This window comes from Streptomyces caeruleatus, assembly GCF_001514235.1.
GTDB lineage: Bacteria > Actinomycetota > Actinomycetes > Streptomycetales > Streptomycetaceae > Streptomyces > Streptomyces caeruleatus.
Genome location: NZ_KQ948941.1, coordinates 165,535 through 188,701, shown reverse-complemented (window position 1 = coordinate 188,701; position 23,167 = coordinate 165,535). Strand labels below are relative to the sequence as shown.

At 69.8% G+C, this 23,167-nt stretch carries 21 protein-coding genes and 1 pseudogene; 18 read left to right on the top strand and 4 right to left on the bottom strand.

Features of this window, described 5'->3' with window-relative positions:
- Positions 1-77 precede the first annotated feature (77 nt).
- From AQJ67_RS38865 to AQJ67_RS38830, 10 genes and pseudogenes are all read left to right on the top strand, one after another.
- A complete protein-coding gene (locus tag AQJ67_RS38865; protein ID WP_062724203.1) occupies positions 78-746 on the top strand; it encodes an HAD family hydrolase in 669 nt (222 codons plus the stop codon).
- A gap of 66 nt (positions 747-812) precedes the next feature.
- Positions 813-2,057 carry an MFS transporter gene (locus tag AQJ67_RS38860; RefSeq protein ID WP_107123095.1) on the top strand — a complete coding sequence of 415 codons (1,245 nt, stop codon included), beginning with the start codon at positions 813-815 and terminating at the stop codon, positions 2,055-2,057.
- The gene (locus tag AQJ67_RS38855) at positions 2,008-3,180 is read left to right on the top strand and encodes an acetoin utilization protein AcuC (RefSeq protein WP_062724218.1); all 1,173 of its coding nucleotides are present in this window, start codon (positions 2,008-2,010) and stop codon (positions 3,178-3,180) included. The genes AQJ67_RS38860 and AQJ67_RS38855 overlap by 50 nt, the downstream gene beginning before the upstream one ends.
- Positions 3,066-3,721 (top strand): annotated as a pseudogene (locus AQJ67_RS46225) (phosphatase). The gene AQJ67_RS38855 and the pseudogene AQJ67_RS46225 overlap by 115 nt, the downstream one beginning before the upstream one ends.
- 259 nt (positions 3,722-3,980) lie before the next feature.
- Positions 3,981-4,217, top strand: coding sequence for a hypothetical protein (locus AQJ67_RS38850; RefSeq protein WP_062724201.1), 237 nt, complete (start codon positions 3,981-3,983; stop codon positions 4,215-4,217).
- A gap of 265 nt (positions 4,218-4,482) precedes the next feature.
- The gene (locus AQJ67_RS38845) at positions 4,483-5,298 is read left to right on the top strand and encodes a phosphatase (RefSeq protein ID WP_062724217.1); all 816 of its coding nucleotides are present in this window, start codon (positions 4,483-4,485) and stop codon (positions 5,296-5,298) included.
- A gap of 129 nt (positions 5,299-5,427) precedes the next feature.
- Positions 5,428-5,640: a helix-turn-helix domain-containing protein gene (locus AQJ67_RS38840; protein ID WP_004984898.1), complete on the top strand. Its 213-nt coding sequence runs from the start codon at positions 5,428-5,430 to the stop codon at positions 5,638-5,640.
- Between the two features lie 157 nt (positions 5,641-5,797).
- Positions 5,798-5,896, top strand: a complete 99-nt coding sequence (locus AQJ67_RS46220) for a 30S ribosomal protein bS22 (protein ID WP_003948845.1) — start codon at positions 5,798-5,800, stop codon at positions 5,894-5,896.
- A 280-nt stretch (positions 5,897-6,176) separates the two neighbouring features.
- The gene (locus tag AQJ67_RS38835; protein ID WP_062724200.1) at positions 6,177-7,238 is read left to right on the top strand and encodes an NAD-dependent epimerase/dehydratase family protein; all 1,062 of its coding nucleotides are present in this window, start codon (positions 6,177-6,179) and stop codon (positions 7,236-7,238) included.
- Between the two features lie 14 nt (positions 7,239-7,252).
- Complete coding sequence (locus AQJ67_RS38830; RefSeq protein ID WP_062724199.1) at positions 7,253-8,305, top strand: lysophospholipid acyltransferase family protein; 1,053 nt, start codon at positions 7,253-7,255, stop codon at positions 8,303-8,305.
- Between the two features lie 96 nt (positions 8,306-8,401).
- Here the strand turns inward: AQJ67_RS38830 and AQJ67_RS38825 are convergent, their stop codons facing one another.
- The 3 genes from AQJ67_RS38825 to AQJ67_RS38815 all read right to left on the bottom strand — a co-directional run bounded on the left by AQJ67_RS38825 (position 8,402) and on the right by AQJ67_RS38815 (position 12,320).
- Positions 8,402-9,646, bottom strand: coding sequence for a DUF5667 domain-containing protein (locus AQJ67_RS38825; RefSeq protein ID WP_062724198.1), 1,245 nt, complete (start codon positions 9,644-9,646; stop codon positions 8,402-8,404).
- Between the two features lie 251 nt (positions 9,647-9,897).
- A complete protein-coding gene (locus AQJ67_RS38820; protein ID WP_079056454.1) occupies positions 9,898-10,671 on the bottom strand; it encodes an ECF subfamily RNA polymerase sigma factor, BldN family in 774 nt (257 codons plus the stop codon).
- 725 nt (positions 10,672-11,396) lie between these two features.
- Positions 11,397-12,320, bottom strand: coding sequence for an HAD family hydrolase (locus AQJ67_RS38815; RefSeq protein ID WP_079056460.1), 924 nt, complete (start codon positions 12,318-12,320; stop codon positions 11,397-11,399).
- Between AQJ67_RS38815 and AQJ67_RS48015 the strand changes: the two genes are divergently transcribed.
- The 6 genes from AQJ67_RS48015 to AQJ67_RS38790 all read left to right on the top strand — a co-directional run bounded on the left by AQJ67_RS48015 (position 12,319) and on the right by AQJ67_RS38790 (position 18,240).
- On the top strand, positions 12,319-12,459 hold the full coding sequence (locus AQJ67_RS48015) for a hypothetical protein (protein ID WP_159058915.1): 141 nt from the start codon (positions 12,319-12,321) through the stop codon (positions 12,457-12,459). The two genes, AQJ67_RS38815 and AQJ67_RS48015, sit on opposite strands and share 2 nt — an antisense overlap.
- Positions 12,452-12,742 (top strand): glutaredoxin family protein, encoded by a 291-nt coding sequence (locus AQJ67_RS38810; protein WP_079056453.1) that lies wholly within the window; start codon positions 12,452-12,454, stop codon positions 12,740-12,742. Before AQJ67_RS48015 ends, AQJ67_RS38810 begins: the two co-directional genes overlap by 8 nt.
- A 299-nt stretch (positions 12,743-13,041) precedes the next feature.
- Positions 13,042-13,821, top strand: coding sequence for a redox-sensing transcriptional repressor Rex (locus tag AQJ67_RS38805; RefSeq protein WP_062724195.1), 780 nt, complete (start codon positions 13,042-13,044; stop codon positions 13,819-13,821).
- Positions 13,818-15,581: a glutamyl-tRNA reductase gene (locus AQJ67_RS38800; RefSeq protein WP_062724194.1), complete on the top strand. Its 1,764-nt coding sequence runs from the start codon at positions 13,818-13,820 to the stop codon at positions 15,579-15,581. Before AQJ67_RS38805 ends, AQJ67_RS38800 begins: the two co-directional genes overlap by 4 nt.
- The gene (gene hemC, locus AQJ67_RS38795) at positions 15,578-16,537 is read left to right on the top strand and encodes a hydroxymethylbilane synthase (RefSeq protein WP_062724193.1); all 960 of its coding nucleotides are present in this window, start codon (positions 15,578-15,580) and stop codon (positions 16,535-16,537) included. Before AQJ67_RS38800 ends, hemC begins: the two co-directional genes overlap by 4 nt.
- Positions 16,534-18,240, top strand: coding sequence for a bifunctional uroporphyrinogen-III C-methyltransferase/uroporphyrinogen-III synthase (locus AQJ67_RS38790; protein WP_062724192.1), 1,707 nt, complete (start codon positions 16,534-16,536; stop codon positions 18,238-18,240). The genes hemC and AQJ67_RS38790 overlap by 4 nt, the downstream gene beginning before the upstream one ends.
- A gap of 275 nt (positions 18,241-18,515) precedes the next feature.
- Here the strand turns inward: AQJ67_RS38790 and AQJ67_RS38785 are convergent, their stop codons facing one another.
- Complete coding sequence (locus tag AQJ67_RS38785; RefSeq protein WP_062724191.1) at positions 18,516-19,904, bottom strand: FAD-binding oxidoreductase; 1,389 nt, start codon at positions 19,902-19,904, stop codon at positions 18,516-18,518.
- A 261-nt stretch (positions 19,905-20,165) separates the two neighbouring features.
- Here AQJ67_RS38785 and hemB point away from each other — a divergent pair, with 261 nt between their 5' ends.
- Positions 20,166-21,164: a porphobilinogen synthase gene (gene hemB / locus AQJ67_RS38780; RefSeq protein WP_062724190.1), complete on the top strand. Its 999-nt coding sequence runs from the start codon at positions 20,166-20,168 to the stop codon at positions 21,162-21,164.
- A 794-nt stretch (positions 21,165-21,958) separates the two neighbouring features.
- Positions 21,959-23,167: aminotransferase-like domain-containing protein (locus tag AQJ67_RS38775; RefSeq protein WP_063807413.1), on the top strand; the 1,209-nt coding region annotated here is incomplete at its 3' end.

Here is a 23,167-nt window from a genome sequence, read left to right as displayed (position 1 = left end):
GTGAGAGAGCCCCCGGCTGGGGATACCGGTCCGGGGGCTTTCTGCATTTCCGGGCCTGCACCGCCTAGGCTCCTGTCATGCGCTATGACCTCGTCATTTTCGACAACGACGGTGTGCTCGTCGACAGTGAGCCTATTTCCAACCGGCTCCTCGCCGCGTATCTCACCGAGTTGGGGCATCCGACCTCGTACGAGGACTCCATACGGGACTACATGGGTGCGGCGATGCATCGGGTGCATGAGTTGGTGCTGGAGCGGACGGGGCAGCGGCTTCCCGCGGACTTTGACGATGTGTTTCATGCGCGGGTGTTCGCTGCGTTCGAGCGGGAGTTGAAGGCGGTGGCCGGCGTCGTCGACGTACTCGAGAAGCTGGCGGCGGACCAGGTGCCGTACTGTGTCGCGTCTTCCGGGAGTCATGAGCGGATTCGGGTGGGGCATCGGGCGACGGGGCTGGACCGGTTCTTCGGCGATGGGCGGATCTTCAGTTCGCAGGATGTGGGGCGGGGGAAGCCGGCGCCGGATCTGTTTCTGCATGCGGCCGAGCGCATGGGGGTTGTGCCGGAGCGGTGTGTCGTCGTCGAGGACAGTCCGTTGGGGGTCCAGGCGGCGGGGGCGGCGGGGATGGACGTGTACGGGTTCACCGCGATGACGCCGGCGGAGAAGCTGGGCGGGGCCATGCGACTCTTCGGCGGGATGGGGGAGTTGATTGATGTGCTGCTGACTGCCGCCGACCAGGACGCCAGCTGAACTTGAGGGAAATTCATCTTTGGCTGGATCTACCCACCAGTATCCCGGGGCCTTACGCTCGCCGCCATGACTGATGTGCTGCGGCGCGGTAGGGCCTCGTTGGCGTTCAGCTTCTTCGCTCAGGGGGTCGCCTTTGCCCTGCTGGTGACCCGGATTCCGGCCATCCAGGACCGGTACGGGGTCTCCGACGCGCTGTTGCCCGCCTTTCTGGCTGCCGTGCCGATCCTGGCCGGCGTGGGAAGCGTCACGACCGAGCGGCTGGTGAAGCGGATACCGGCGAGCCGGTTGCTGCGGTGGTCCCAGCCGGTCGTGCTCCTGGCGCTGCTCGGGGTCGGGGCGGGGGAGCGGATGGTCGAGCTGGGTCTCGCGCTCGCCGCGTTCGGGCTGGCCGTGGGTGTGCTCGACGCCTCGATGAACATGCTCGGGGTGAGCCTGCAGCGGTCGTACGGGCGCAGCATCATGCTCAGCTTTCATGCCGTGTACAGCCTGGGTGGGATCGTGGGGGCCTCGCTGGCGTGGGTGGGGGCGCACTGGGATCTGGCGCTGGTCGTGTCGTATCTGCCTGTTGTGGTGGTGCTGCTGCCGGCCGCGTTGGTGGGGAGTCGGTGGTACGTCGATGGTGGCCCCCGGGGTGGCGTCGGGACTGATGTGGGGGCCCGAGAAGCAGGGGAGGCGGGGGCCGTTGCCTTCAAGGTGCTCCTGCCGCTGTGTCTGGTGATGACCTTCGCCTATATCGGGGACTCGACCGTCTCCAACTGGAGTGCGAAGTATCTCCAGGATGTGCTGGGGAGTTCGGAGCAGCTGGCTACCGTGCCGTACAACGTCTACATGGTGACCACGCTGGTGGGGCGGGCCATCGGGGACTTCGGGGTGCGGCGGTTCGGGGCCGTCGTGGTGGTGCGGGTGGGGGCCCTGGTGGCGGCTGGGGGGTTCGCGGTGGTGGCCGCGGCGCCGGGTGCGTGGGTCGGGATGGTGGGGTTCACGCTGCTGGGGCTGGGGCTGTGTGTGCTGGTGCCGCAGACGTTCGCGGCGGCTGGAAGGCTGGCTTCCGAGAAGTACGGGCCGGGGGCTTCGGATGCGGCTATTGCGCGGCTCAATGTGTTCAATTACGTGGGGTTTTTGATCGGTTCGCCTTTGGTGGGAGCGCTGGGCGATGCGTGGAACTATCGCGGGGCGATGCTTGTGCCGATGGTGTTGGTGCTGGTGACGCTTGTGTACGCCCGGTCGTTCGCCGCTCAACCGGACCGATACGGTGACGGGCATGAGCGGCCGCGCACAGCTGATGTGGGACGAGGCAGTAACGGGCTATGACTTCGGTCGGGACCATCCGATGGACCCGGTCCGGCTCGCCCTGACCAGGAGACTCGTCGATGCCTTCGGGCTGGACAAGCACGTGGACGTCGTCGCGGCGCAGCCGGCGGGGGAGTCGACGTTGCGGCTGGTTCATCGGCAGGACTACATCGAGGCCGTGAAGGCGGCCTCTGTGGATCCGGGGGCGGCGGACCAGTCGTATGGGCTCGGGACGATGGACGACCCTGCGTTTGCCGGGATGCACGAGGTGTCCGCGCTGATCGCGGGGCAGTCGGTGGGGGCTGCGGAGACCGTGTGGCGGGGGGAGGCGCTGCATGCGGTGAACTTCGCGGGTGGGCTGCATCATGCGATGCCGGGGGGTGCGTCGGGGTTCTGTATCTACAACGATGCCTCGCTGGCCATTGCTCGGCTGTTGGAGCTGGGGGCCGAGCGGGTCGCGTATGTCGATGTGGACGTGCATCACGGGGATGGGGTGCAGGCGGCGTTCTGGGAGGACCCGCGGGTGCTGACGGTGTCGTTGCACGAGCATCCCCGTACGTTGTTTCCGCAGACGGGTTGGCCGGAGGAGACCGGGGCGCAGTCCGCGGAGGGTACGGCCGTGAATGTGGCGTTGCCTGCTGGGACCGGGGATGCGGGGTGGTTGCGGGCGTTCCATGCCGTGGTGCCGGAGCTGATCGCTGACTTCCGGCCGCAGGTGTTGGTGACGCAGCACGGGGCCGATACGCACTTTGAGGATCCGCTGGCGCATCTTGCCGTGTCGTTGGATGCGCAGCGGGCTGTGCAGGTGGCGTGTCATGACCTGGCGCACGAGTATTCCGACGGGAAGTGGGTGGCGCTGGGTGGGGGTGGTTATGCCGTGGTGGAGGTTGTGCCGCGGTCGTGGACGCATCTGGTGGGGATTGCCGCGGGGCGGGCGATTGAGCCTGAGGCGGTGATTCCTGAGGGGTGGCGGCAGGAAGTGTTCGCTCGGACTCGGCAGTTGGGGCCGGCCCGGATGACTGACGGGCGGTGGCCTATTTCCTGGGCTGGGTGGGAGGCGGGGTACGACCCTGCGGATCGCTTGGACCAGGCGGTGTTGGCCACGCGGCGGGCTGTGTTTCCGTTGCGGGGGCTGTTGGCGTAGGCGGGGATTCCGGCCCAGGAGCCTCCCTCGCTGGCCGCCCGTCGCCTCCTCTGAGTGGCCTGCTGGTCGGCTTCTGCGCCGTATTGGCGGACGCGTTGTCGGCGGTGGGGTGTGCCGTTCTCACCCCGGCGCATGGTCGTCGTGTCGACATAACGGTTCGGTTTGGCCTACGCACGTACAACCTTGGCCACGTACGAGGAGTCGCGTCGGCGCGGGAAGCTGGCCTTTCCTTTCCGAGCACCGCACGTGAGACCGGCGCACACACGTATCCGCCGCTCCCGATTCGTGCCGCGCCGACGGCCGCGGCGGGGGCCGGCGGGCCTTTGCCGGAGTTGGTGGTCGGGATCACGGTTGGGTCTACGGGGCTGGTCAGCTGGAGTTTGAGGCCCCTGGGCCAGCCGAAATGAACGAACTCGCAGCCTTTGTGGGGGAGGCCGAGGGGGCCGTGTCTGCCGTCGTTTCACTTGATGACGTTGTGCGGTCTGATTACTACCGGCCGCTTACCCGCTACGTACTCAATCGAGCGTGTCTGTCCCAGTAGGCCGCCGATGGGGGCACCTCTTCCCCACTCGCATCACCCGCCCCTACATTGGGGACCAAGCACGTAGCGTGCTGATGTAGCGCCGGTGACCTGCGGAATTGGCTCGCAGCAGCATGAGTCGGTCGCAGACTCAAGCCCGGCGCAGGAGATCGAAAACCACCCGTAGCAGTCGGCGGCAGTGTGGGCCGTCGGCAGAACAGAGGTGCCCGGCCGTCGAGGACTTGGCGGTACCGACGGCCGGGCTGATGGAAGGACACGCATGCCCCTCACTGCCATTGTGGCGTTATCTCTGGTCGCTGTCGCCATGTTCGTGGCCTACCGGAACGAGCGGATCGGGTCGGCCATCCTCGTCGGATGCGGCGTGCTGGCAGCGTTCTATCTGCTGCTCGGCGCGCCGGAGGGCAACCGGGAGGCGCCGCAGGCCCCCACGGCGCCCACCGCATCGATTACGGCACCGGACGCTTTGGGAGGTGGACTTACTCGTAGCGACGGCTAGGCCCGTTTCGGCAGTGGGATGACGGGCGACGGGCGGGTACCGGCGGTCTTCCCTGTACGGCACGTGGGAGAGGATCCGCGTGGCGTCGGTGCCGCCGCCGGGCTCGTGGACGGCCTCGCGGCTGGGGACTTGGTCGGTAGGTCGAGAGCGGTGCTGTCTGCGGAGGTGCGAGCGGGCCTTTCCTGTTCCTCCCCGTTAACCCGACTGTGCGGTGTTTTCCCGTTCCTGTGCCCCTGTGCCGGTCCGGTCCGTCACCATCGCTCACGTGGTGAGTACTGGAGCCCTTCGCGCCCACCTCCTGGCCGCTCGGCTCGCTGGGACCGTGGCGACTTCTCGGGAGGCGAGTCTCAGGAGTTATCGGCTTTTTGCGGCTCGGGATCCTCGTGTGGTCATCGGGCTGGATCCTGAGGGGGCTTGGGGGGAGCGGGATCTGCTTCGGCTGATGGCGGAGAGGTGCGGGGTTTCGGCCGATCCGGCGTGTGTGTCCGGACTGGATGTGATCGATCCGGAGCGGACTTTGAGTGGGCTGGACGCCTTCGCTGATCGGATCGGGGAGGCCGCGCAGCGTCGGGTGCCCGTGCTGCTCGGGACGGGGCACCCGCATCGGCTGCTCGGTTTCTACGCCGCCTTGGCGGACGCGTTGTCGGCGGCGGGATGTGCCGTTCTCACCCCGGCGCATGGTCGCTGTGTCGACATAACGACCCGGTTCGGCCTACGCACGTACAACCTTGCCTACGTACGAGGAGTCGCGTTGGTGCGGGAACCCGGCGCTCCGAGCACCGGGCGTGAGACCGGCGCACACACGCACTCACCGCTCCCGGTTCGTACCGCGCTGGCGGCCGCGGCGGGGGCCGGCGGGCCGTTGCCGGAGTTGGTGATCGGGGATCACGGTTGGGTCTGCGGGGCAGGTCAGCTGGGGTTTGAGGCCATTGGTCTGGCCGATACGGATGACCCCGCGCTCTTTGTGGGGGAGGCCGAGGGGTCTGTGTCCGTCGTCGTTCCACTTGATGACGCTGTGCGGTCTGATTACTACCGGCCGCTTACCCGCTACGTACTCAATCGAGCGTGTCTGTCCCAGTAGGCCGCCGATGGGTGCACCTCTTCCCCACTCGCATCACTGGCACCTACATTGGGGAGTGAGCACGCAGCGACGAAGAGTCACCGGAAGGGGAAGCCGGTGGCCGTCGAGTGCGGAAGGTTCAGGTGTGTCATGGCTGCAGCTGGCGAGAGGCCTCTGAACGAGGTTCAGTTCCTTACCGTGGCGGAAGTCGCCTCGGTGATGCGAGTGTCGAAGATGACCGTGTACCGGCTGGTGCACAGCGGTCATCTGCCCGCGATCCGGGTGGGGCGTTCGTTCCGCGTCCCGGAGCAAGCGGTTCACGAATACCTCCGCGAGAGCTATGTGGGGGTGGAAACCGCCTGACGACAGTGGGTGCGAGGGGGGTCCTCAGGGCTCTTCGGGATTCCCCCTCTCCCCCTCGATTACGACCTCAGCGCTGGGGCGGGTAGGCTAGCCCCTCGTAGGTCGTATGGGCCCATGGCGCCCAACGCCGAGTGATGAGAAGTGAGCGAGGGTAGTCGTGGGCTCTGTTATCAAGAAGCGGCGCAAGCGGATGGCTAAGAAGAAGCACCGCAAGCTGCTCAAGCGCACGCGCGTTCAGCGTCGCAACAAGAAGTAAGCGCGGCGCGCCGCGAAAGTGGCGTGCAATGTGGCCCCCCACCAGATCCGAGATCCGGTGGGGGGCCACACGTGTATTCGATCGAGGTCGTGTGCGAAGGGCCGAACTCCGTGCGTACGTCTGGAGCGAGTCTGAGCCGTCCTGGTGGTACGCGGGGAAATCTCGTCACTTCATGCATTGGGCGGTCATCACAGCGCAACACCGACCCGCTAAGTTGGCCGCACACGGGGAACTCGGCAGGGTACGCAGCGGGACGAGTGCTGGAAGGAAGGCGCTGATCTTGGGCAAGGTCGTGCTCGTGACCGGAGTGGCCCGTCAACTGGGGGGCCGGTTCGTACGACGGATCCAGCGTGACCCGGAAGTGGACCGGGTGGTGGCCGTGGACGCGGTTCCGCCCGAGCATCATCTCGGCGGTGCCGACTTCATCCAGGCCGACATCCGGCAGCCCACCATCGCGCGGGTGCTGGCCGAGAGCGGCGCCGACACCGTCGTACACATGGACGTGACCGGAACCGCGCTCGGCAGCGGCAGCCGGACCACGGTCAAGGAAACCAACGTCATCGGGACGATGCAGCTGCTCGGCGCCTGCCAGAAGTCTCCGACCGTGAAGCGGCTGGTGGTCAAGTCCAGCACCAATGTGTACGGGTCGGCGCCCCGGGATCCGGCTGTCTTCACCGAGACCACTCCGCCCAAGTCGCTGCCCAGCGGCGGCTTCGCCAAGGACGCCGTCGAGGTCGAGGGCTATGTACGCGGGTTCGCTCGGCGGCGGCCGGACGTCGCCGTGTGCGTGCTGCGGTTCGCCAATATCCTCGGTCCGACCGCGGACACGCCGCTCGCCTCGTACTTCTCGCTGCCGGTCCTGCCGACCGTGTTCGGCTACGACCCGCGGCTTCAGTTCGTGCACGAGGACGACGTGATCGAGGTGCTGCGCGTCGGCTCGCACGAGCCGGAGCGGGGCACGCTGAACAGCGGCACTTTCAATATCGCCGGTGACGGTGTCCTGCTGCTCTCGCAGTGCTCCCGGCGCCTGGGCCGTCCCACCGTGCCGCTGCTGCTTCCCGCGGTCACCTGGGCGGGCTCCCTGGTGCGTACGCTGGGCATGTCGGACTTTTCACCCGAGCAGATCCGGCTGCTCACGCACGGTCGGGTGGTGTCGACGGACCAGATGCGGGAGACGCTCGGATTCAAGCCGAAGTACACGACGGCGGAGACGTTCGCGGACTTCGCCAAGAGCCGCGGTCCCGGACTCCTGCCGCCGGAGGCCCTTGCGGGGGCCGTCGACCGGATCGCCGCGCTGCCCGCCCTGGGTGGCGGCCACCTTCCGACGCAGAGCGCCAACTGAGGAGCGCATCAACGATGGCGGACGCCAAGGTCATTCCGTTCGACGACGACCGGTCCCGCGGGAGTGCCGTGCAGCGGCCGCAGCGGCGCCGGAGTGCGGGGAACCGGCGTAAGAGCGGTGAATCCGCGCTGGTACGCGAGGTCCAGCCCCTCCCGGGACGGGCCTTCGCGCAGGATGATGTTCCTGTGACACGTGAGGAACAGCCGCCCCAGCAGCCCCAGGATCACGGCGGCCTGGAGCGGCGGATCGCGAGCGGCCTGGCCTTCCTGCGCCGCCGGCTCACCGGGGACTACGAGGTCGACGACTTCGGGTACGACGAGGAGCTCACCGACCAGGTCCTGATGTCCCTGCTGCGCCCGGTGTACGAGAACTACTTCCGGGTCGAGGTGAAGGGTGTCGAGAACATCCCTTCCGAGGGCGGCGCCCTGATCGTCGCCAACCACTCCGGCACGCTGCCGCTGGACGGCCTGATGATGCAGGTCGCCGTGCACGACCACCATCCGGCCGGCCGGCATCTCCGTCTGCTCGCTGCCGACCTGGTCTTCATGTTGCCCGTGGTCAACGAACTCGCCCGCAAGCTCGGCCACACCCTCGCCTGCGCCGAGGACGCCGAGCGGCTGCTGGGCCAGGGGGAGTTGGTCGGCGTGATGCCGGAGGGCTTCAAGGGAATCGGCAAGCCCTTCAGCGAGCGCTACAAGCTCCAGCGGTTCGGCCGCGGCGGCTTCGTCTCCACGGCCCTGCGCAAGGGCACGCCGATCATCCCGTGCTCGATCGTCGGCGCGGAGGAGATCTACCCGATGATCGGCAACGCGAAGACGTTGGCTCGCCTGCTGGGCTTCCCGTACTTCCCGTTGACGCCGACCTTTCCGTGGTTGGGTCCGCTTGGTGGGATTCCGTTGCCGACCAAGTGGACGATTCAGTTCGGTGAGCCGATTCCTACGGATGGTTATCCGCCGGAGGCGGCTGAGGATCCGATGCTGATGTTCAACCTGACCGACCAGGTCAGGGAGCAGATTCAGCACACGTTGTACAAGTTGTTGGTGCAGCGGCGGTCGGTGTTCTTCTGACGGGCTGGCCGGAGACGTGTTTGTAGCGTGGGCACGGCGATGGGGGCGCCCCCTGAGAGGGGCGCCCCCATCGCCGTACTGCTGGTTTTGTGGTTGCTAGTTGGCGTCCTCGCCCTCGATGCCCAGGCCCGGCAGGAGGCCGGGGAGGAGGGGTGGGAGGGTGACGGCGGGTTCGGTGCTCGGTGTTGAGGTGGACGGGGAGGTGCCGGTGCTGCCGGTGTCCTTCGGGGGGTCGAGGAGGCCGCCGGTGTTGCCGCCGAGCAGGCCTTCGCTCTCGCCCGCCGAGCTCTCGGCGGATTTGCTGGGGCTGCTGGACCGGTTGCCGTCGGAGGAGCCGCTGCCGCCGGCGCTGGGGCGGGCGGACCGGTCGGAGCCGGACGTGCCGGTCGACGAGGAGCCGGAACCGCGCCCCTTGCTGTCGCCGCCCTGCGCCGGGGTCGGCGGGAGGAGCGACTGCAGCGGGGCGACCTCGTCGTCTATGGCGTCGAAGACCGAGGACACCTGGTCGCTGACGTCCCCGAGCTGGAGGGGAAGCCGCTCGCGGAGGTGGCCCCACGCCTCGCGGTGCGAGCGTGAGAAGGTGGAGAGGGCCTGGATGGGCCCCAGGGAATCAGGGTGACGCTGGTAGGCCTCGCGGAGCAGCCGGTGCCCCTCCGAGGCGTCGTGCCGCATCCCGGACAGGGCGCGGCGGATCTCGCCGAGCGACTCGTGGTCGAGTTGCCCGCCGCGGCCCCGCTCCATCAGCCGCCGGGCCTCGTTCAGCCGGGTGGAGGCCTGATCGAGGTACGTTCGCCCGCGCTCGTCGTCGCCGTCGGCCAGGACGTTGAGCTTGAAATCCTCTATGCCGCGCTTGAGGCCGTAGAGAGAGTCACCGGGCAGGGCGTCGGAACTCGCCGCGGCGACTCCGCCGAAGGCGCTGGCGGCGACACCGACGCTGAGTCCGCCCGCGGTCAGGCCCTTGGCCAGCCGTGAACGTGGTCGCAGCTTGCTTAGCGGGGACGCCCGATGCGCGCCTCTCGCCCGCTCCGAACGCTGCTCGGGCAGGACGGGTCCCGCCTCGCCTCCCGCAGCGCCCTCCTGGAGCATGGCCTCCATCGCGGCCACGAGCTGGGCCCGCTGGACGACCTTGACCTCGGGGTCGAGTACGGGCTTGGGCAACTCGCCGAGACTCGTGGTGAGGGCCAACAGGCGCCCCTGCTCGGACTGTTCCGCAGCAGCCGGTGCCGATGCCGACCCATCGGGCTGCTCGGCCTGCTCAGCCGCCGAGCCCCGGTCGGACAGCTCCTCCAGGGACTGGGCGAAGGCGTTCGCCCGCCGGTGTGCCGATACGTTCGCGATCACTGGCGGCACCTCCTCTCGTCATGACGGTCGACTCCCCAGGGGGTCCTGAGGGTTGCACGCCCTGACCGAATCCACACGATCGAGTGATCGATGTCGGCCAGGGAGTGACCACAGGGAGCCTGCATCCCGCACAACGAGCGGCTTGGCACTTGGGTTACGGACGGAGGATGAACGGACCGCGAAGTCAACGGACTTTCACCGAGGGTGAGTTGAAGGTTGCGGAGTGTGCTGGTTCGGTGTGGGGGACGCGCTCAGCGTGCGTCGTCCGGGAGGAGCCGGGCGAGGGTGCGGACGGCTCGGTACTGGAGGGTCTTGATGGCGCCCTCGTTCTTGCCCATGACGCGGGCGGTCTCGGCGACGGAGAGGCCCTGGAGGAATCGGAGGGTGACGCACTCCTGCTGCTGCGGGTTGAGTCGCCGTACGGCGTCGAGGAGTGCGGCGTTGGAGAGGGACTCGAGGACGGAGTCCTCGGGGGAGCGCTCGACCTCGTTGGCGTCGAGCATCTCGCCGGTGGTCACCTCCAGCCGGAAGCGGCTGGACTTGAAGTGGTCGGCGACGAGGTTGCGGGCGATGGTGACGAGCCAGGCGCCGAAGTCGCGGCCCTGCCAGGTGAAGGTGCCGATGCGCCGGAGCGCCCGCAGAAAGGTCTCGCTTGTGAGGTCCTCGGCGGTGGCCTTTCCTCCGACGCGGTAATAGATGTAGCGGTAGACGGTGTCGCTGTACTGGTCGTAGAGCCTTCCGAACGCGTCGGCCTCGCCGGCCTGTGCGCGTTCCACTAGATCCATCATTCGAGCGCTGTCGCTGTCAGCGGCAGGCCGACGGGCGGTTGCCGTACCGGCCGAGCGTCCCCGTCTGCCGACGGCGGCGCCGCCGTCGGCGAGCGCGTAGCACGGGCCTACGGGCGCGGTGGTTACGGCGAGGGCGGGGACGGCGTACGCGGTGGGGACGAAGCCGCGCAACAGGTCTTTGACCGTTGCGCGCAGCGTAGCCAGGCCCGAGGCGTCAACCCCGACGTGTGGGTACACGGGACTCCCAGAGGCAGAGCTTCCATCACGTGCAGTGCGGGACCGTTCACCCGTCGTAGCGACGGAGGGGTACCGGTTTGCGTCTGAGGAGAATAACGCTTCGTGCAGGCACTGCTACGCCCAGTTGCTCAAATCACCGGTTGCGTCTCTTCTGTAACCGTTTGGCGGCCGATCAAGTGCCGGAGAGTGATCGGTTGTTGATCGAATTCGTCCGTGTTCGGGCTGTCTCCGGGGCGTGTTGTGGTCGTGTGCAGCCAAGGGGACTGGACAGGGGGTTGTGGGGGTATGGGGTGCGGATTGGGTTGTGTGACCGGGCGTGGTCAACTTGGTGGCCGGGCCTGGGTTTTTCGCCCCCGCCGCCCCTACCCGTCCCATCCCTGAAGGGGCTCCGCCCCTTCCACCCCGCCAGGGGGCTCTGCCCCCTGGACCCCCGCTCCTCAAACGCCGGAGGGGCTGAAAAAGCGGCACACGCCGGAGGGCTGGGAAAGCGGCACAGGCCGGAGGGCTGGGAAAGCGGCACAGGCCGCAGGGGCTGAGGAGGCGGCACGCGCACGAGGGGCTCAAAGGCGGACCATGCCCGGGAGGGCTGAAGGGCGGCGCGCGCCGGAGGAGCTGAAGAGCGGCGCGCTGGAGGGGGCTGAAGGGTGGCGCGCGCTGGAGGGGGTGAAAGGTGGCGCGCGCCGGGGGGTGGGGGAACGGCGGTGGGGTGACGTGACTGTGGGTGACTAGCGGCGGCGTCTGTGCAGGGCGATTGCTGCTGCTGTGCCGCCGGCTACCGCTCCGACTCCTGCTGCGGCCGGGATGCCTACCTTCGCTGCCTTGCGGCCGGTGCGGTAGTCGCGTAGGCGCCAGTCGAGTTTGCGGGCGTGTTTGCGGAGCTTGGTGTCGGGGTTGATGGCGTAGGGGTGGCCGACGAGGGAGAGCATGGGGATGTCGTTGTGCGAGTCGCTGTAGGCCGCGCAGCGGGAGAGGTCCAGGCCTTCCGCGGCGGCCAGGGCGCGGACCGCCTCCGCCTTCGCGGGGCCGTGGAGGGGTTCGCCGACCAGTTTGCCGGTGTAGACGCCGTCCACGGATTCGGCGACCGTGCCGAGCGCGCCCGTCAGGCCCAGGCGGCGGGCGATCACCGTGGCGATCTCCACGGGGGCGGCCGTCACCAGCCAGACCTTCTGGCCCGCGTCCAGGTGGGCCTGGGCGAGGGCGCGGGTGCCGGGCCAGATGCGCTCGGCCATGTACTCGTCGTAGATCTCCTCGCCGATCGACTGGAGCTCGGCGACGCGGTGGCCCTGCACGATGGACAGGGCCGAGTCGCGGGCCTCCTGCATGTGCTCGGGGTCCTCGACCCCGGCCAGCCGGAACCACGCCTGCTGCCAGGCGAACTTGGCGAGGTCGCGGGTCTCGAAGAACTTCCGCTTGTACAGGCCCCGCCCGAAGTGGAAGAGGGCGGCGCCTTGCATCACGGTGTTGTCCAGGTCGAAGAAGGCGGCGGCCTTCTCGTCGCCGAGTACCGGGAACTCCGGTTCGGCGGTCTCGGAGACCTCCGTCGCTTCCTGCGACGATTTCCGCGCTGCCTCCGCCGAAGCCTCGCCAGCCAACACGCTCCGCGCCGTGGCGGAACGCCTACGGGGAGTGAGCCATCCAAGAGCGGCCATGACCGTGAGCATAGCCAGTTTGTTCGGTGCTTCCGGAGTCGAGAGGTTTGAAGGTTGTGAACTCTCCGCGACCGCGCAGTTAAACAGCGTGGTGGAGCAGCGGCCGGGCTTCCGCGTGGCGGCGCGCGAGAATGGCTGACATGAGCCCTCTTTTTCGTCGTGCCGCAGCCAAGTCCCCGCAGGACCGGCTCGTCACCCTCATCGGAAAGCCCGACTGTCATCTGTGTGATGCCGCACAGGGCGTGGTCGAGAAGGTGTGCGACGAGCTGGGGGTCGCGTGGGAGGTGAAGGACATCAACCAGGATCCCCAACTCCACGACCAGTACTGGGAACAGATCCCTGTCGTCCTGGTCGACGGAGCCCAGCACACCTTCTGGCGGGTGAACGAAGATCGCCTCCGCAAAGCACTGACCGGGCGGTGACCGAGTACTGACCGGGTAGTCCAACTTCGCCGAAAACGGCTTAGGATCGACGGCGACTTGGTCTCGGGGGCGGGGATCGTTGAGGAGAGTGTGCGGTTTTGCCCCCAAGAGATGAGGAACGGTGGTGCGTGTGCGCCGGTTCCAGATCAGTGCGCCGGGCGTGCGTGAGCCCGGTCACGTTGGGCGGGCAAATCGGACACCATCTTTGTGCACGCGTTCACAAAGACATAGCCTGCATTCGACGGGGCGGTCTGGGGACGACTGACCGCCGGCAGTCCCGCTCTACCCGCAGGAGCACCGTGGCAACTGGCCGAACTCACCGACCGGCGACCCGTAGCCGAGGGATTCCCGAGGCCACCGTCGCCCGGCTTCCGCTGTACCTCCGAGCCCTGACCGCGCTGTCGGAGCGCTCGGTACCCACGGTCTCCTCCGAGGAGCTCGCGGCCGCGGCGGGGGTCAACTCCGCGAAGCTGCGCAAGGACTTCTCGTACCTCGGGTCGTACGGCACGAGGGGTGTCGGCTACGACGTCGAGTATCTCGTCTACCAGATCTCCCGTGAGCTGGGGCTCACGCAGGACTGGCCGGTTGTGATCGTCGGTATCGGTAACCTCGGCGCCGCGCTCGCCAACTACGGCGGGTTCGCCTCCCGTGGCTTCCGGGTCGCCGCGCTCATCGACGCCGACCCCGCGATGGCGGGCAAGCCCGTTGCTGGGATTCCCGTGCAGCACTCCGACAACCTGGAGAAGATCATCCAGGACAACGGCGTGTCGATCGGTGTCATCGCCACCCCTGCCGGTGCCGCCCAGCCGGTCTGTGACCGGCTCGTTGCCGCCGGTGTCACCTCCATCCTGAACTTCGCGCCGACCGTCCTGACCGTTCCGGACGGCGTCGACGTGCGCAAGGTCGACCTGTCGATCGAGCTTCAGATCCTCGCCTTCCACGAGCAGCGCAAGGCCGGCGAGGACGCCCACACCGACGGCACCGGACCGGCCGCCGTCACCCGCGAGGAGCCCACCGAGGCCGCCGCGTCCGCCGACCAGGGGCCCGACGGGGACGTACCCGCGGTGATGCCGGCATGAGTCTCCTCGTCGTCGGGCTGAGCCACCGCAGCGCCCCGGTCAGCGTTCTGGAGCGCGCGGCGCTGAGCCAGGACGCCCAGATCAAGCTGCTGCAGGACACGGTCGCCGCCGAGCCCGCCACCGAGGCCGCGGTGCTCGCCACCTGCAACCGCATCGAGCTGTACGCCGACGTGGACAAGTTCCACGCCGGTGTCGCCGAGCTGTCCACGCTGCTCGCCCAGCACAGCGGGGTGGGGCTCGACGAGCTCACGCCTTATCTGTACGTCCACTACGAGGACCGGGCCGTCCACCATCTGTTCTCCGTGGCCTGCGGGCTCGACTCCATGGTCGTGGGCGAGGGCCAGATCCTCGGGCAGATCAAGGACTCCCTCGCCAAGGCGCAGGAGCTGCACAGTGCCGGGCGGCTGCTGAACGACCTGTTCCAGCAGGCCCTGCGGGTCGGCAAGCGCGCCCACTCCGAGACCGGCATCGACCGCGCCGGACAGTCCCTGGTCACCTTCGGCCTGGAGCAGCTGTCCGCCGGTACGGCCGTGGAGGACTGGGCCCGCGGCAAGCGGGCGCTGGTCATCGGCGCCGGCTCGATGTCCTCGCTGGCCGCCGCCACGCTCGCGCGGGTCGGGGTCGGTGAGATCGTGGTCGCCAACCGGACCTACGACCGCGCCGAGCGACTCGCGGAGATTCTGACGGCCACGGACGACACGGACGTGCTGGCCCGCGCGGTACCGATGGACGCGGTGCCGGGCGAGCTGACACGTGCCGATGTGGTCGTCTCCTGTACCGGCGCGACCGGGATCGTCCTCACGGCGGAAGAGGTCGCCGCTTCGGTGGAAGGCCGTACCGGTCAGCCGGTCGCCTTCGACGAGGCCGGTGACAGCGGTCGTACGACGGCCGCCGCCAGGAGCAACGCCGACGCCGCCGACGTACGGCAGACTCCGCTGCCGCCCACCAGCGTCGGCACCGACGAGGGCTGTCCGCTGGACATGGCCGCCGTGCAGGGAGGTTTCTCTGTCATGGGGGAGGCCGCCGTCGCCGGGATGGACGCGGCCACGCTGGAGCAGCACGCGAGCTGGGCCGCGGGCAGTGCCGTCGACCGGCGCGAGGCCGCCCGGCGCAGCCCCGAGGCCGACGCCGAACTGATCACCGCGCTCGCCGCGACCGTGGCCACCGTCGGCCGGATCCCCGAGCGGCGCAGGCCCGAGCCCGTCGCCGCGGCGGCCCGGCCCACGCCGGTGCTCTCGCTTCTCGACCTCGCCATGCCGCGCGACATCGACGCGGCCGTGCACCGGCTCGCCGGGGTGCGGCTGGTGGACATCGAGTCGCTGGCGGAGGCTTCCGCCACTGCGACTGATCAGCGGACTCCGTCCGCGGGTCCGATGGCGGCCGACGTCGACCAGGTCCGCCGTATCGTCTCCGACGAGGTCGCGGCCTTCGGGGCGGCGCAGCGGGCCGCGCACATCACGCCCACCGTCGTCGCCCTGCGCACGATGGCCGCCGATGTCGTGGCGAACGAGATCGCCCGTCTGGAAGGCCGGCTGCCGGGCCTCGACGACAAGCACCGCAGCGAGATCACGCAGACCGTGCGGCGCGTCGTGGACAAGCTGCTGCACGCGCCGACCGTACGGGTCAAGCAGCTCGCGGCAGAGCCGGGCGGCGCGGGGTACGCGGATGCCCTGAGGACCCTGTTCGACCTCGACCAGGAGACGGTGGCCTCCGTCTCCCGGGCCGAGGACAGCACCGAGAAGAACCGAGGCCCACGATGACCCATCAGCCACTACGGCTCGGCACCCGGCGCAGCAGACTCGCCATGGCCCAGTCCGGGCAGGTCGCGGACGCCGTAAGCCAGGTGACCGGACGGCCCGTCGAACTCGTCGAGATCACGACGTACGGCGACGTCTCGCGCGAGGCCCTCGCGCAGATCGGCGGCACCGGCGTGTTCGTCACCGCCCTGCGCGACGCGCTCCTCAAGGGCGAGGTCGACTTCGCGGTGCACTCGCTCAAGGACCTGCCGACCTCGCAGCCCGAGGAACTGACCCTCGCTGCCGTACCCGAGCGGGAGGACCCGCGCGATGTGATCGTCGCCAGGGACGCCCTGAAGCTCACCGACCTGCCGCGCGGGGCGCGCATCGGTACGGGTTCGCCGCGCCGGATGGCGCAGCTGAACGCGTACGCGCGCGGGCATGGGCTCGATATCGAGACGGTTGCGATTCGCGGGAACGTGGATACGCGGATCCGGTTCGTGCGTGATGGTGAGCTGGATGCGGTGGTGCTTGCTGCGGCTGGGTTGCGGCGCATCGGCCGGATCGACGAAGTGACCGACTTCCTGTCGGTCGACACTGTTTTGCCCGCCCCCGGCCAGGGGGCCCTGGCGATCGAGTGCACCGCGGGCAACGCGGACCTCGTCGCCGCGCTCGGCGAGCTCGACGACCCGTTCACGCGGGTCGCCGTGACCGCCGAGCGATCACTGCTCGCCGCCCTGGAGGCCGGCTGCTCCGCCCCTGTGGGCGCGCTGGCCGACCTGCTGGCCGACGGGCAGATTGTCAAGGAAATGCGCCTGCGCGGCGTCGTCGGTACGACCGACGGCACGCGGATGGTGCAGCTGTCCACCACCGGTCCCGTGCCCGAGACGCACGACCAAGCGCTGGCGCTCGGTCGCGAACTCGCCACCGAGATGCTTGCCCAGGGCGCGGCCGGTCTGATGGGGGAGCGAGCACAGTGAGCCCCACCACTCTTCCCGCCGGCCTTGAACACGGGCACGTCACCTTCCTCGGTGCCGGACCCGGGGATCCGGGGCTGTTGACTCTGCGCGCCGTGGAGGCGCTGGCGAACGCGGACGTACTCGTCGCCGAGCACGATGTGCTCGACGTGGTACGCGTGCACGCCAGGCACGGTGTCGCCGAAGTGCACACGGACACGGGTCCCGATTCGGACGCCGCTCCGGGCACAGGCACGCCTCAACTAGCGGTTGTTGACGGCGCGTCAACGACCGCTGCGCTACCCGCGGTGCGGGATGCCGCACATCTTGTCATGCAGGCCGCGCGGGGCGGCAGGCGGGTCGTGCGTGCGGTGTCCGGGGATCCCGGGCTCGACGCGTACGCCGCCGAGGAGATGCTGGCGTGTGCCGCGGCGGGCGTGCCGTTCGAGGTCGTGCCCGGTGTCGCCGCGGCCGTGGGTGTGCCGGCGTACGCCGGTGTGCCGCTGCGGGACGCGCAGGGCGCGGATGTGCGGTTCGTGGACGCGCGGACCGCGTCCGACCGGTGCTGGACCGAGGTCGGGGCGTCGGACGGGACCGTGGTCGTGTCGACGACGCTCGATGCCGTGGGTGCGGCCGCCGGTGAGCTGGTGTCCGCCGGGCGGAAGCCCGATACGCCGCTGACGGTGACCGTTGCCGGTACGACGACGCGTCAGCGGACCTGGACCGCCACGCTCGGGACCATCGCGCAGACGTTGAAGCAGGCCAAGGTGCTGCCCTCGCCGGAAGGCGGGCGGCCGGTGATAGCCGTGGTCGGTGAGCGTTCTGCCGCGGCTCAGCGTGATCAGCTGTCGTGGTTCGAGTCCAAGCCGCTCTTCGGGTGGCGGGTGCTCGTGCCGCGGACGAAGGAGCAGGCCGCTTCGCTCTCCGACCAGTTGCGGTCGTACGGGGCTGTGCCGCACGAGGTGCCGACGATCGCTGTCGAGCCGCCGCGGACGCCTCAGCAGATGGAGCGTGCGGTCAAGGGGCTGGTGACGGGCCGTTATGAGTGGATCGCCTTCACTTCGGTGAACGCGGTCAAGGCCGTGCGGGAGAAGTTCGAGGAGTACGGGCTCGATGCTCGGGCCTTTGCCGGGATCAAGGTCGCGGCGGTGGGGGAGCAGACGGCGAAGGCGTTGATCGCCTTCGGGGTCAAGCCGGATCTTGTGCCGAGTGGGGAGCAGTCGGCTGCGGGGCTGCTTGAGGACTGGCCTCCGTATGACCCCGTTTTCGACCCGATCGACCGGGTGTTCCTGCCTCGGGCCGACATCGCCACGGAGACGCTTGTGGCTGGGCTCATCGAGCTGGGCTGGGAGGTCGATGACGTCACGGCCTATCGGACCGTGCGGGCTTCGCCGCCGCCGGCGGAGACGCGGGAGGCGATCAAGGGGGGTGGCTTTGACGCCGTTCTCTTCACCTCGTCGTCGACTGTGCGGAATCTGGTGGGGATCGCCGGTAAGCCGCACAACGTGACGGTGATCGCGTGTATCGGGCCTGCTACGGCGAAGACCGCTGAGGAGCATGGGCTTCGGGTGGATGTGATGGCTCCGGAGCCGTCTGTGCACAAGTTGGCTGAGGCGTTGGCGGAGTTCGGGATGCGGAGGCGGGCTGCCGCCCTGGAGGCTGGGGATGCGGTTACTCGGCCGAGTGAGCGGCGGCCGGGGGCTCGGCGGAGACGGTCCACGACGTAGGTGTGGGCGGGGGTGTTTCGCCCCCGCCGCCCCTACCCGTCCCATCCCCAGGGGCTCCGCCCCTTCGACCCCGCTGGGGGCTGCGCCCCCAGACCCCGCTGTCGGCCCTTCGGGCCTCGTCCTCAAACGCCGGACGGGCTGAAGGTGCCCGGGTCGGCGTCGGAGAGTGGCCGCGTCCGTTCGTGAGGCCGGCGTCTCTTGGGGGTGGGTGGGGGATCGGGACGGCTAGGCCTCGTCCTCAAACGCCGGACGGGCTGAAGGTGCCCGGGCGGGCGTCAAGGGCTGATCGTGTGGCCGAAGCGGAGCAGGTTGTTCGGGTCGTACGTTGACTTGTCCTGGCGCAGGCGGTCGTAGACCTCGGGGGTCCAGGCTCGGGCTCGGTCGGGTTCGTTGCCTGGGGTGCCGTGGATGTTGACCATGGTGTGGCCCGTGCCGTACGGGGACATTGCGGTGTACAGGGAGCGGGTGGCTTGTTCTATGGCCTCCGCTGCTGGTGGGGCGGCCAGAACGCCTACGGCTTCCAGGAGGTAGTTCGCGTCCCGGGAGCAGATCGCGTCCGGGAGGCGGGCGGGGCGGGAGAGGGCGCCGCCGAGGTGGCGGATCTCGACCACCAGGAGGGGGCAGTCGGGGGCCTCCGGGCCGGCCTGGGACAGGAACGCGTCGATGGCCTCGGGGGTCAGGTCGCGGAGCAGGGCGCAGGACTCGCGGGCGGGGAGCGGGTCCTGGGGCTCCATGTGGATGCGGTCGAGGGCCGCGTACGGCATCACTTCCACCGTGTCGACTGCGACCGGGGCCGCCGCGCGGATGGGGGCGAGGAGTTGTTCGCCTTCGGCTGGGGCGCCCGGCCAGGCGATGGCCACGCGGGCCCAGAAGCCGCCTCGCAGGGGCTCGGGGATCTCCGGGATCGGGGGCAGGCGCAGGAGGCTGAAGGTGCTGCACATGGCGTCGGGGAGGGTGTGGGTCCAGTCGGCCCAGGTGCGGAGCAGGGGCTCGGTGTGTTCGCCGGGGCAGTAGACGCCGCCGCCGAGGAGGGTGGGGACGGGCAGGAGCTCGCAGACCATGGAGGTCACCACGCCTACGTTGCCCTTGCCGCCGCGCAGCGCCCAGAACAGTTCCGGTTCGTGGTCGGGGTCGCTCTCGCGGAGTGTGCCGTCGGGGGTGGCGACCTGGAAGGAGCGGACCAGGTCGGTCGCGTAGCCGTAGGCCCGGCCCAGGACCGGGAGTCCGCCGCCCAGGGTGTAGCCGACCGCGCCCGCGTCCGTGGACGTGCCGCAGAGTGCGGCGAGGCCGTGCGGGGCCGTCGCCTCCAGGACGTGGCGCCACTTCGCGCCGGCCGGGATCGTCGCCAGGCGCCGGTCGGGGTCGACGCGTACGTCCGTCATACGGGCCGTGCTGATCAGCAGGCCGTGGTCGATGGGGAAGTTGGCGCCGTGGCCCGTCGACTGCACGGCGACGGGGGTGGCCGTGGCCGACGCCCAGCGCAGGGCCCTCACGATGTCGTCGGCGCCCGTCGCGCCCACGACCACGTCGGGGGTGTGCAACGCGGCCAGGTTGAAGCCGGTGACCTCGTCGGCGTAGCCGTCGTCGCCGGGGCGCAGGACCGGGCCGTGGATCTCGGAGAGGGCGAAGAGGTCGGGGGTGTTGTGGTGGTGGGTGGCGGTCATCGCGTCCTCCGTGGTGTACGCGTGCGTACGGAGGGACGGCGGCGGCAGGCAGGCGGGAGGGGGCGGGTAGGGAGCGGGGAGGGAGCGGGGAAGGGGCTTTGCCGTCGGGTCCTTGCGTTCGAGGGCTGAGGCTCTTCTTGCTGGGGCTTTTCTTCAGGATGGACCCCGGGGATGGGCGGCGCATGCGGGCCCTCGGGGCGTGAACGCGTGCCGACTGCGCGTCGGCAAAGGTGCTGCCGGGGCGGGCGTAGCGTAGGTGGCATGACGACGTACGGATCCTTCCCCGGTACGCGGCCGCGGCGTCTGCGGACCAGCCCCGCCATGCGGCGCATGGTCGCCGAGACCAGGCTGCACCCCGCCGACTTCATCCTCCCGGCCTTCGTGCGCGAAGGTGTCAGCGAGCCGGTGCCGATCGCCGCCATGCCGGGGGTCGTCCAGCACACGCGGGACACCCTGAAGAAGGCCGCCGCGGAGGCGGTCGCGGCCGGGGTCTCCGGGATCATGCTCTTCGGGGTGCCCGAGGAGGGGAAGAAGGACGCGCTCGGGACGCCCGGGACCGATCCCGAGGGGATTCTCCAGGTCGCCCTCCGGGACGTGCGGGCCGAGGTGGGGGACGAGCTGCTCGTCATGTCCGACCTGTGCCTCGATGAGACCACCGATCACGGGCACTGTGGAGTGCTGGACGCCGAAGGGCGCGTCGACAACGACGCCACCCTTGAGCGGTACGCCGAGATGGCGCAGGTCCAGGCCGATGCCGGGGCCCATGTGGTCGGGCCCAGCGGGATGATGGACGGGCAGATCGGGGTCGTCCGGGACGCCCTCGACCAGATCGGGCGGGAGGACGTCGCGATCCTCGCCTACACCGCCAAGTACGCCTCCGCCTTCTACGGGCCCTTCCGGGAGGCTGTCGGCTCGTCGCTGCAGGGCGACCGGAAGACGTATCAGCAGGACCCCGCCAATGCGCGGGAGTCCCTGCGTGAGCTCGCCCTCGACCTGGAGGAGGGCGCCGACATGGTGATGGTCAAGCCGGCCGGGCCCTACCTCGACATCCTGGCGCGGGTCGCCGACGCGGTGGACGTACCGGTCGCCGCCTACCAGATCTCCGGCGAGTACTCGATGGTCGAGGCCGCCGCGGAGAAGGGCTGGATCGACCGGGACCGGGCGATCCTCGAAACGCTGACCGGCATCAAGCGGGCCGGTGCGCGCAACATCCTCACGTACTGGGCGACGGAGGCGGCGCAGAAGCTGGGGCGCGGCTGACGGGGATAGGGCCCGGACTGACGGGTCTGCGGCTCGGACTGACGGGTCTGCGGCTCGGACTGACGGGACTATGGCTCGGCCTGACGGGGCTATGGCTCGGCTCCGTCCTTACCTTCCATCGGAGGTGGGTGGTGGTGTCGGTGATGCCGTGGGTGCCGTAGGTGTCGTGGCCGTAGAGCTAGTCGGGGTCGACGGGCCCTCGTCGCGCAGGCCCTGGCCGTCCTCGCACGCGGTGAGCGTCAGCGCGGCGATCGTCACCAGCGTGGCGGCCAGGGCGGCACGCCCCAGCAGCCGGGCGCGGGGGCGAGGGGGGTGTGCGGACGCGGACATGGTGCGGCCCTCTCCAAGCGTGGGGGTCGGTGTCGGGGCCCAGCCTGCGTGATCATCCGTCCCGGCCGCCACCGTGGGGCGCGAATTCGGGACGGCCGAGCTGCGGGAGCGCGGCTGACCTGCGGGGATGTGCTGTCCCGGTGGGTGGGTGTGGGACGTTCGGGGTGGTGGATGCGGGTGCCGTCGGCGGTGTACGAGGCGAGTCGGGGCCGATTCTGGTTCCTGTCCCGGCTCTGCCCCGCCCGTGCCCGATCCCGGTCCCGGCCCTTGTCCAGGCCACAGCCCCGGCCCTTGTCCAGGCCACAGCCCCGCCCTTGTCCAGGCCACAGCCCCGGCCCTTGTCCAAGCCGCAGCCCCGGCCCTCCCCGTCCGCATTCCGGAAAGTCGCTTGTAGGTGACACGTAGTTCTCTAGGCTGCCCGGCACGAGCCGTCACCCCCCTCGCCGAGCCGAAGGAGCCGTGTCATGACCGTCACCGAGCCCGCGCCCCGCCCAGTCTCAGCCGCCGTGCCGTCGCTCGCGGCGCGGACCGGTGCCGTGGGGGGCTCGCCCGTGCGGGACATTCTCGCCGTCACCGCGCGGCCCGAGGTCATCAACTTCGCGGGCGGGCTGCCGGCGCCGGAGCTGTTCGACCGGGAGAGCATCGCCGCCGCCTTCCGGGACGCGCTCGCGCAGACGCCGGCGCAGGCGTTGCAGTACTCCACGACGGAGGGCGAGCCGAGCCTGCGTGCCGGGCTCGCCGCACGGATGTCGGCGCGCGGACTGCCGACGGACGCCGACGACCTCCTCATCACCACCGGCTCCCAGCAGGGGCTGTCGCTGCTGGCCACCGCGCTGCTGGAGCCGGGTGACACGGTCCTCGTCGAAGACCCCTGCTATCTGGCGGCACTTCAGGTGTTCGGGCTCGCGGGAGCGCGGATCGTGGCCGTGCCCGGCGATGCGGAGGGGGTGGATCCGCGGGCGTTGGAGGAGCTGGTGGAGCGGGAGCGGCCGAAGCTCTTCTACACCGTGCCCACCTTCCAGAACCCGACCGGCAGGACCCTGCCCGCCGAGCGCCGGGCGGCCGTCGCCGAGGTCGCCGCCCGGGCCGGGGTGTGGATCGTCGAGGACGACCCGTACGGCGAACTCCGGTACGAGGGCGAGCGGGTGCCGTGGATCGCCTCGTACCCCGGCGCGGAGGACCGCACGGTGCTGCTGGGCTCCTTCTCCAAGGTGATGGCGCCGGGGATGCGGCTGGGCTGGCTGCGCGCGCCCGCTGCACTGCGGCGGGCCTGCGCGGTCGCCAAGCAGGCCGCCGACCTGCACACCCCGACCGTCAACCAGCTTGCCGCCGCCCGCTGTCTGACCGGTCTCGACGCCCATGTGGCCCGCGTCCGGGACGTCTACCGCGAGCGCCGCGACGCCATGCTGGCGGGACTGGCCGACGCCCTCCCGGCGGGCTCCGCCTGGGCCCGGCCCGAGGGCGGCATGTTCCTCTGGGCCCGGCTGCCGGAGTCGTACGACACGACGGCCCTGCTGCCCGAGGTGGTGCGGCACGATGTCGCGTATGTGCCCGGGGCGGCCTTCTACGCCGGTGACCCCGACCGGTCGACGATGCGGCTGTGCTTCGTGACGCAGACGCCGGAGGAGATCGGGGAAGGGCTCAGGAGGCTGGGGGAGGGGCTGCGTCAGGCC

What these genes read in the sequence shown, in the direction of transcription:
- AQJ67_RS38800 (WP_062724194.1), top strand. Translation starts at nt 13,818, where the DNA reads ATGAGTCTCCTCGTCGTCGGGCTGAGCCACCGCAGCGCCCCGGTCAGC.
- hemC (WP_062724193.1), top strand. Translation starts at nt 15,578, where the DNA reads ATGACCCATCAGCCACTACGGCTCGGCACCCGGCGCAGCAGACTCGCC.
- hemB (WP_062724190.1), top strand. Translation starts at nt 20,166, where the DNA reads ATGACGACGTACGGATCCTTCCCCGGTACGCGGCCGCGGCGTCTGCGG.
- AQJ67_RS38785 (WP_062724191.1), bottom strand. Translation starts at nt 19,904, where the DNA reads ATGACCGCCACCCACCACCACAACACCCCCGACCTCTTCGCCCTCTCC.
- AQJ67_RS48015 (WP_159058915.1), top strand. Translation starts at nt 12,319, where the DNA reads ATGACCGTGAGCATAGCCAGTTTGTTCGGTGCTTCCGGAGTCGAGAGG.
- AQJ67_RS38850 (WP_062724201.1), top strand. Translation starts at nt 3,981, where the DNA reads ATGCCCCTCACTGCCATTGTGGCGTTATCTCTGGTCGCTGTCGCCATG.
- AQJ67_RS38840 (WP_004984898.1), top strand. Translation starts at nt 5,428, where the DNA reads ATGGCTGCAGCTGGCGAGAGGCCTCTGAACGAGGTTCAGTTCCTTACC.
- AQJ67_RS38830 (WP_062724199.1), top strand. Translation starts at nt 7,253, where the DNA reads ATGGCGGACGCCAAGGTCATTCCGTTCGACGACGACCGGTCCCGCGGG.
- AQJ67_RS38855 (WP_062724218.1), top strand. Translation starts at nt 2,008, where the DNA reads ATGAGCGGCCGCGCACAGCTGATGTGGGACGAGGCAGTAACGGGCTAT.
- AQJ67_RS38810 (WP_079056453.1), top strand. Translation starts at nt 12,452, where the DNA reads ATGGCTGACATGAGCCCTCTTTTTCGTCGTGCCGCAGCCAAGTCCCCG.
- AQJ67_RS38860 (WP_107123095.1), top strand. Translation starts at nt 813, where the DNA reads ATGACTGATGTGCTGCGGCGCGGTAGGGCCTCGTTGGCGTTCAGCTTC.
- AQJ67_RS38815 (WP_079056460.1), bottom strand. Translation starts at nt 12,320, where the DNA reads ATGGCCGCTCTTGGATGGCTCACTCCCCGTAGGCGTTCCGCCACGGCG.
- AQJ67_RS38865 (WP_062724203.1), top strand. Translation starts at nt 78, where the DNA reads ATGCGCTATGACCTCGTCATTTTCGACAACGACGGTGTGCTCGTCGAC.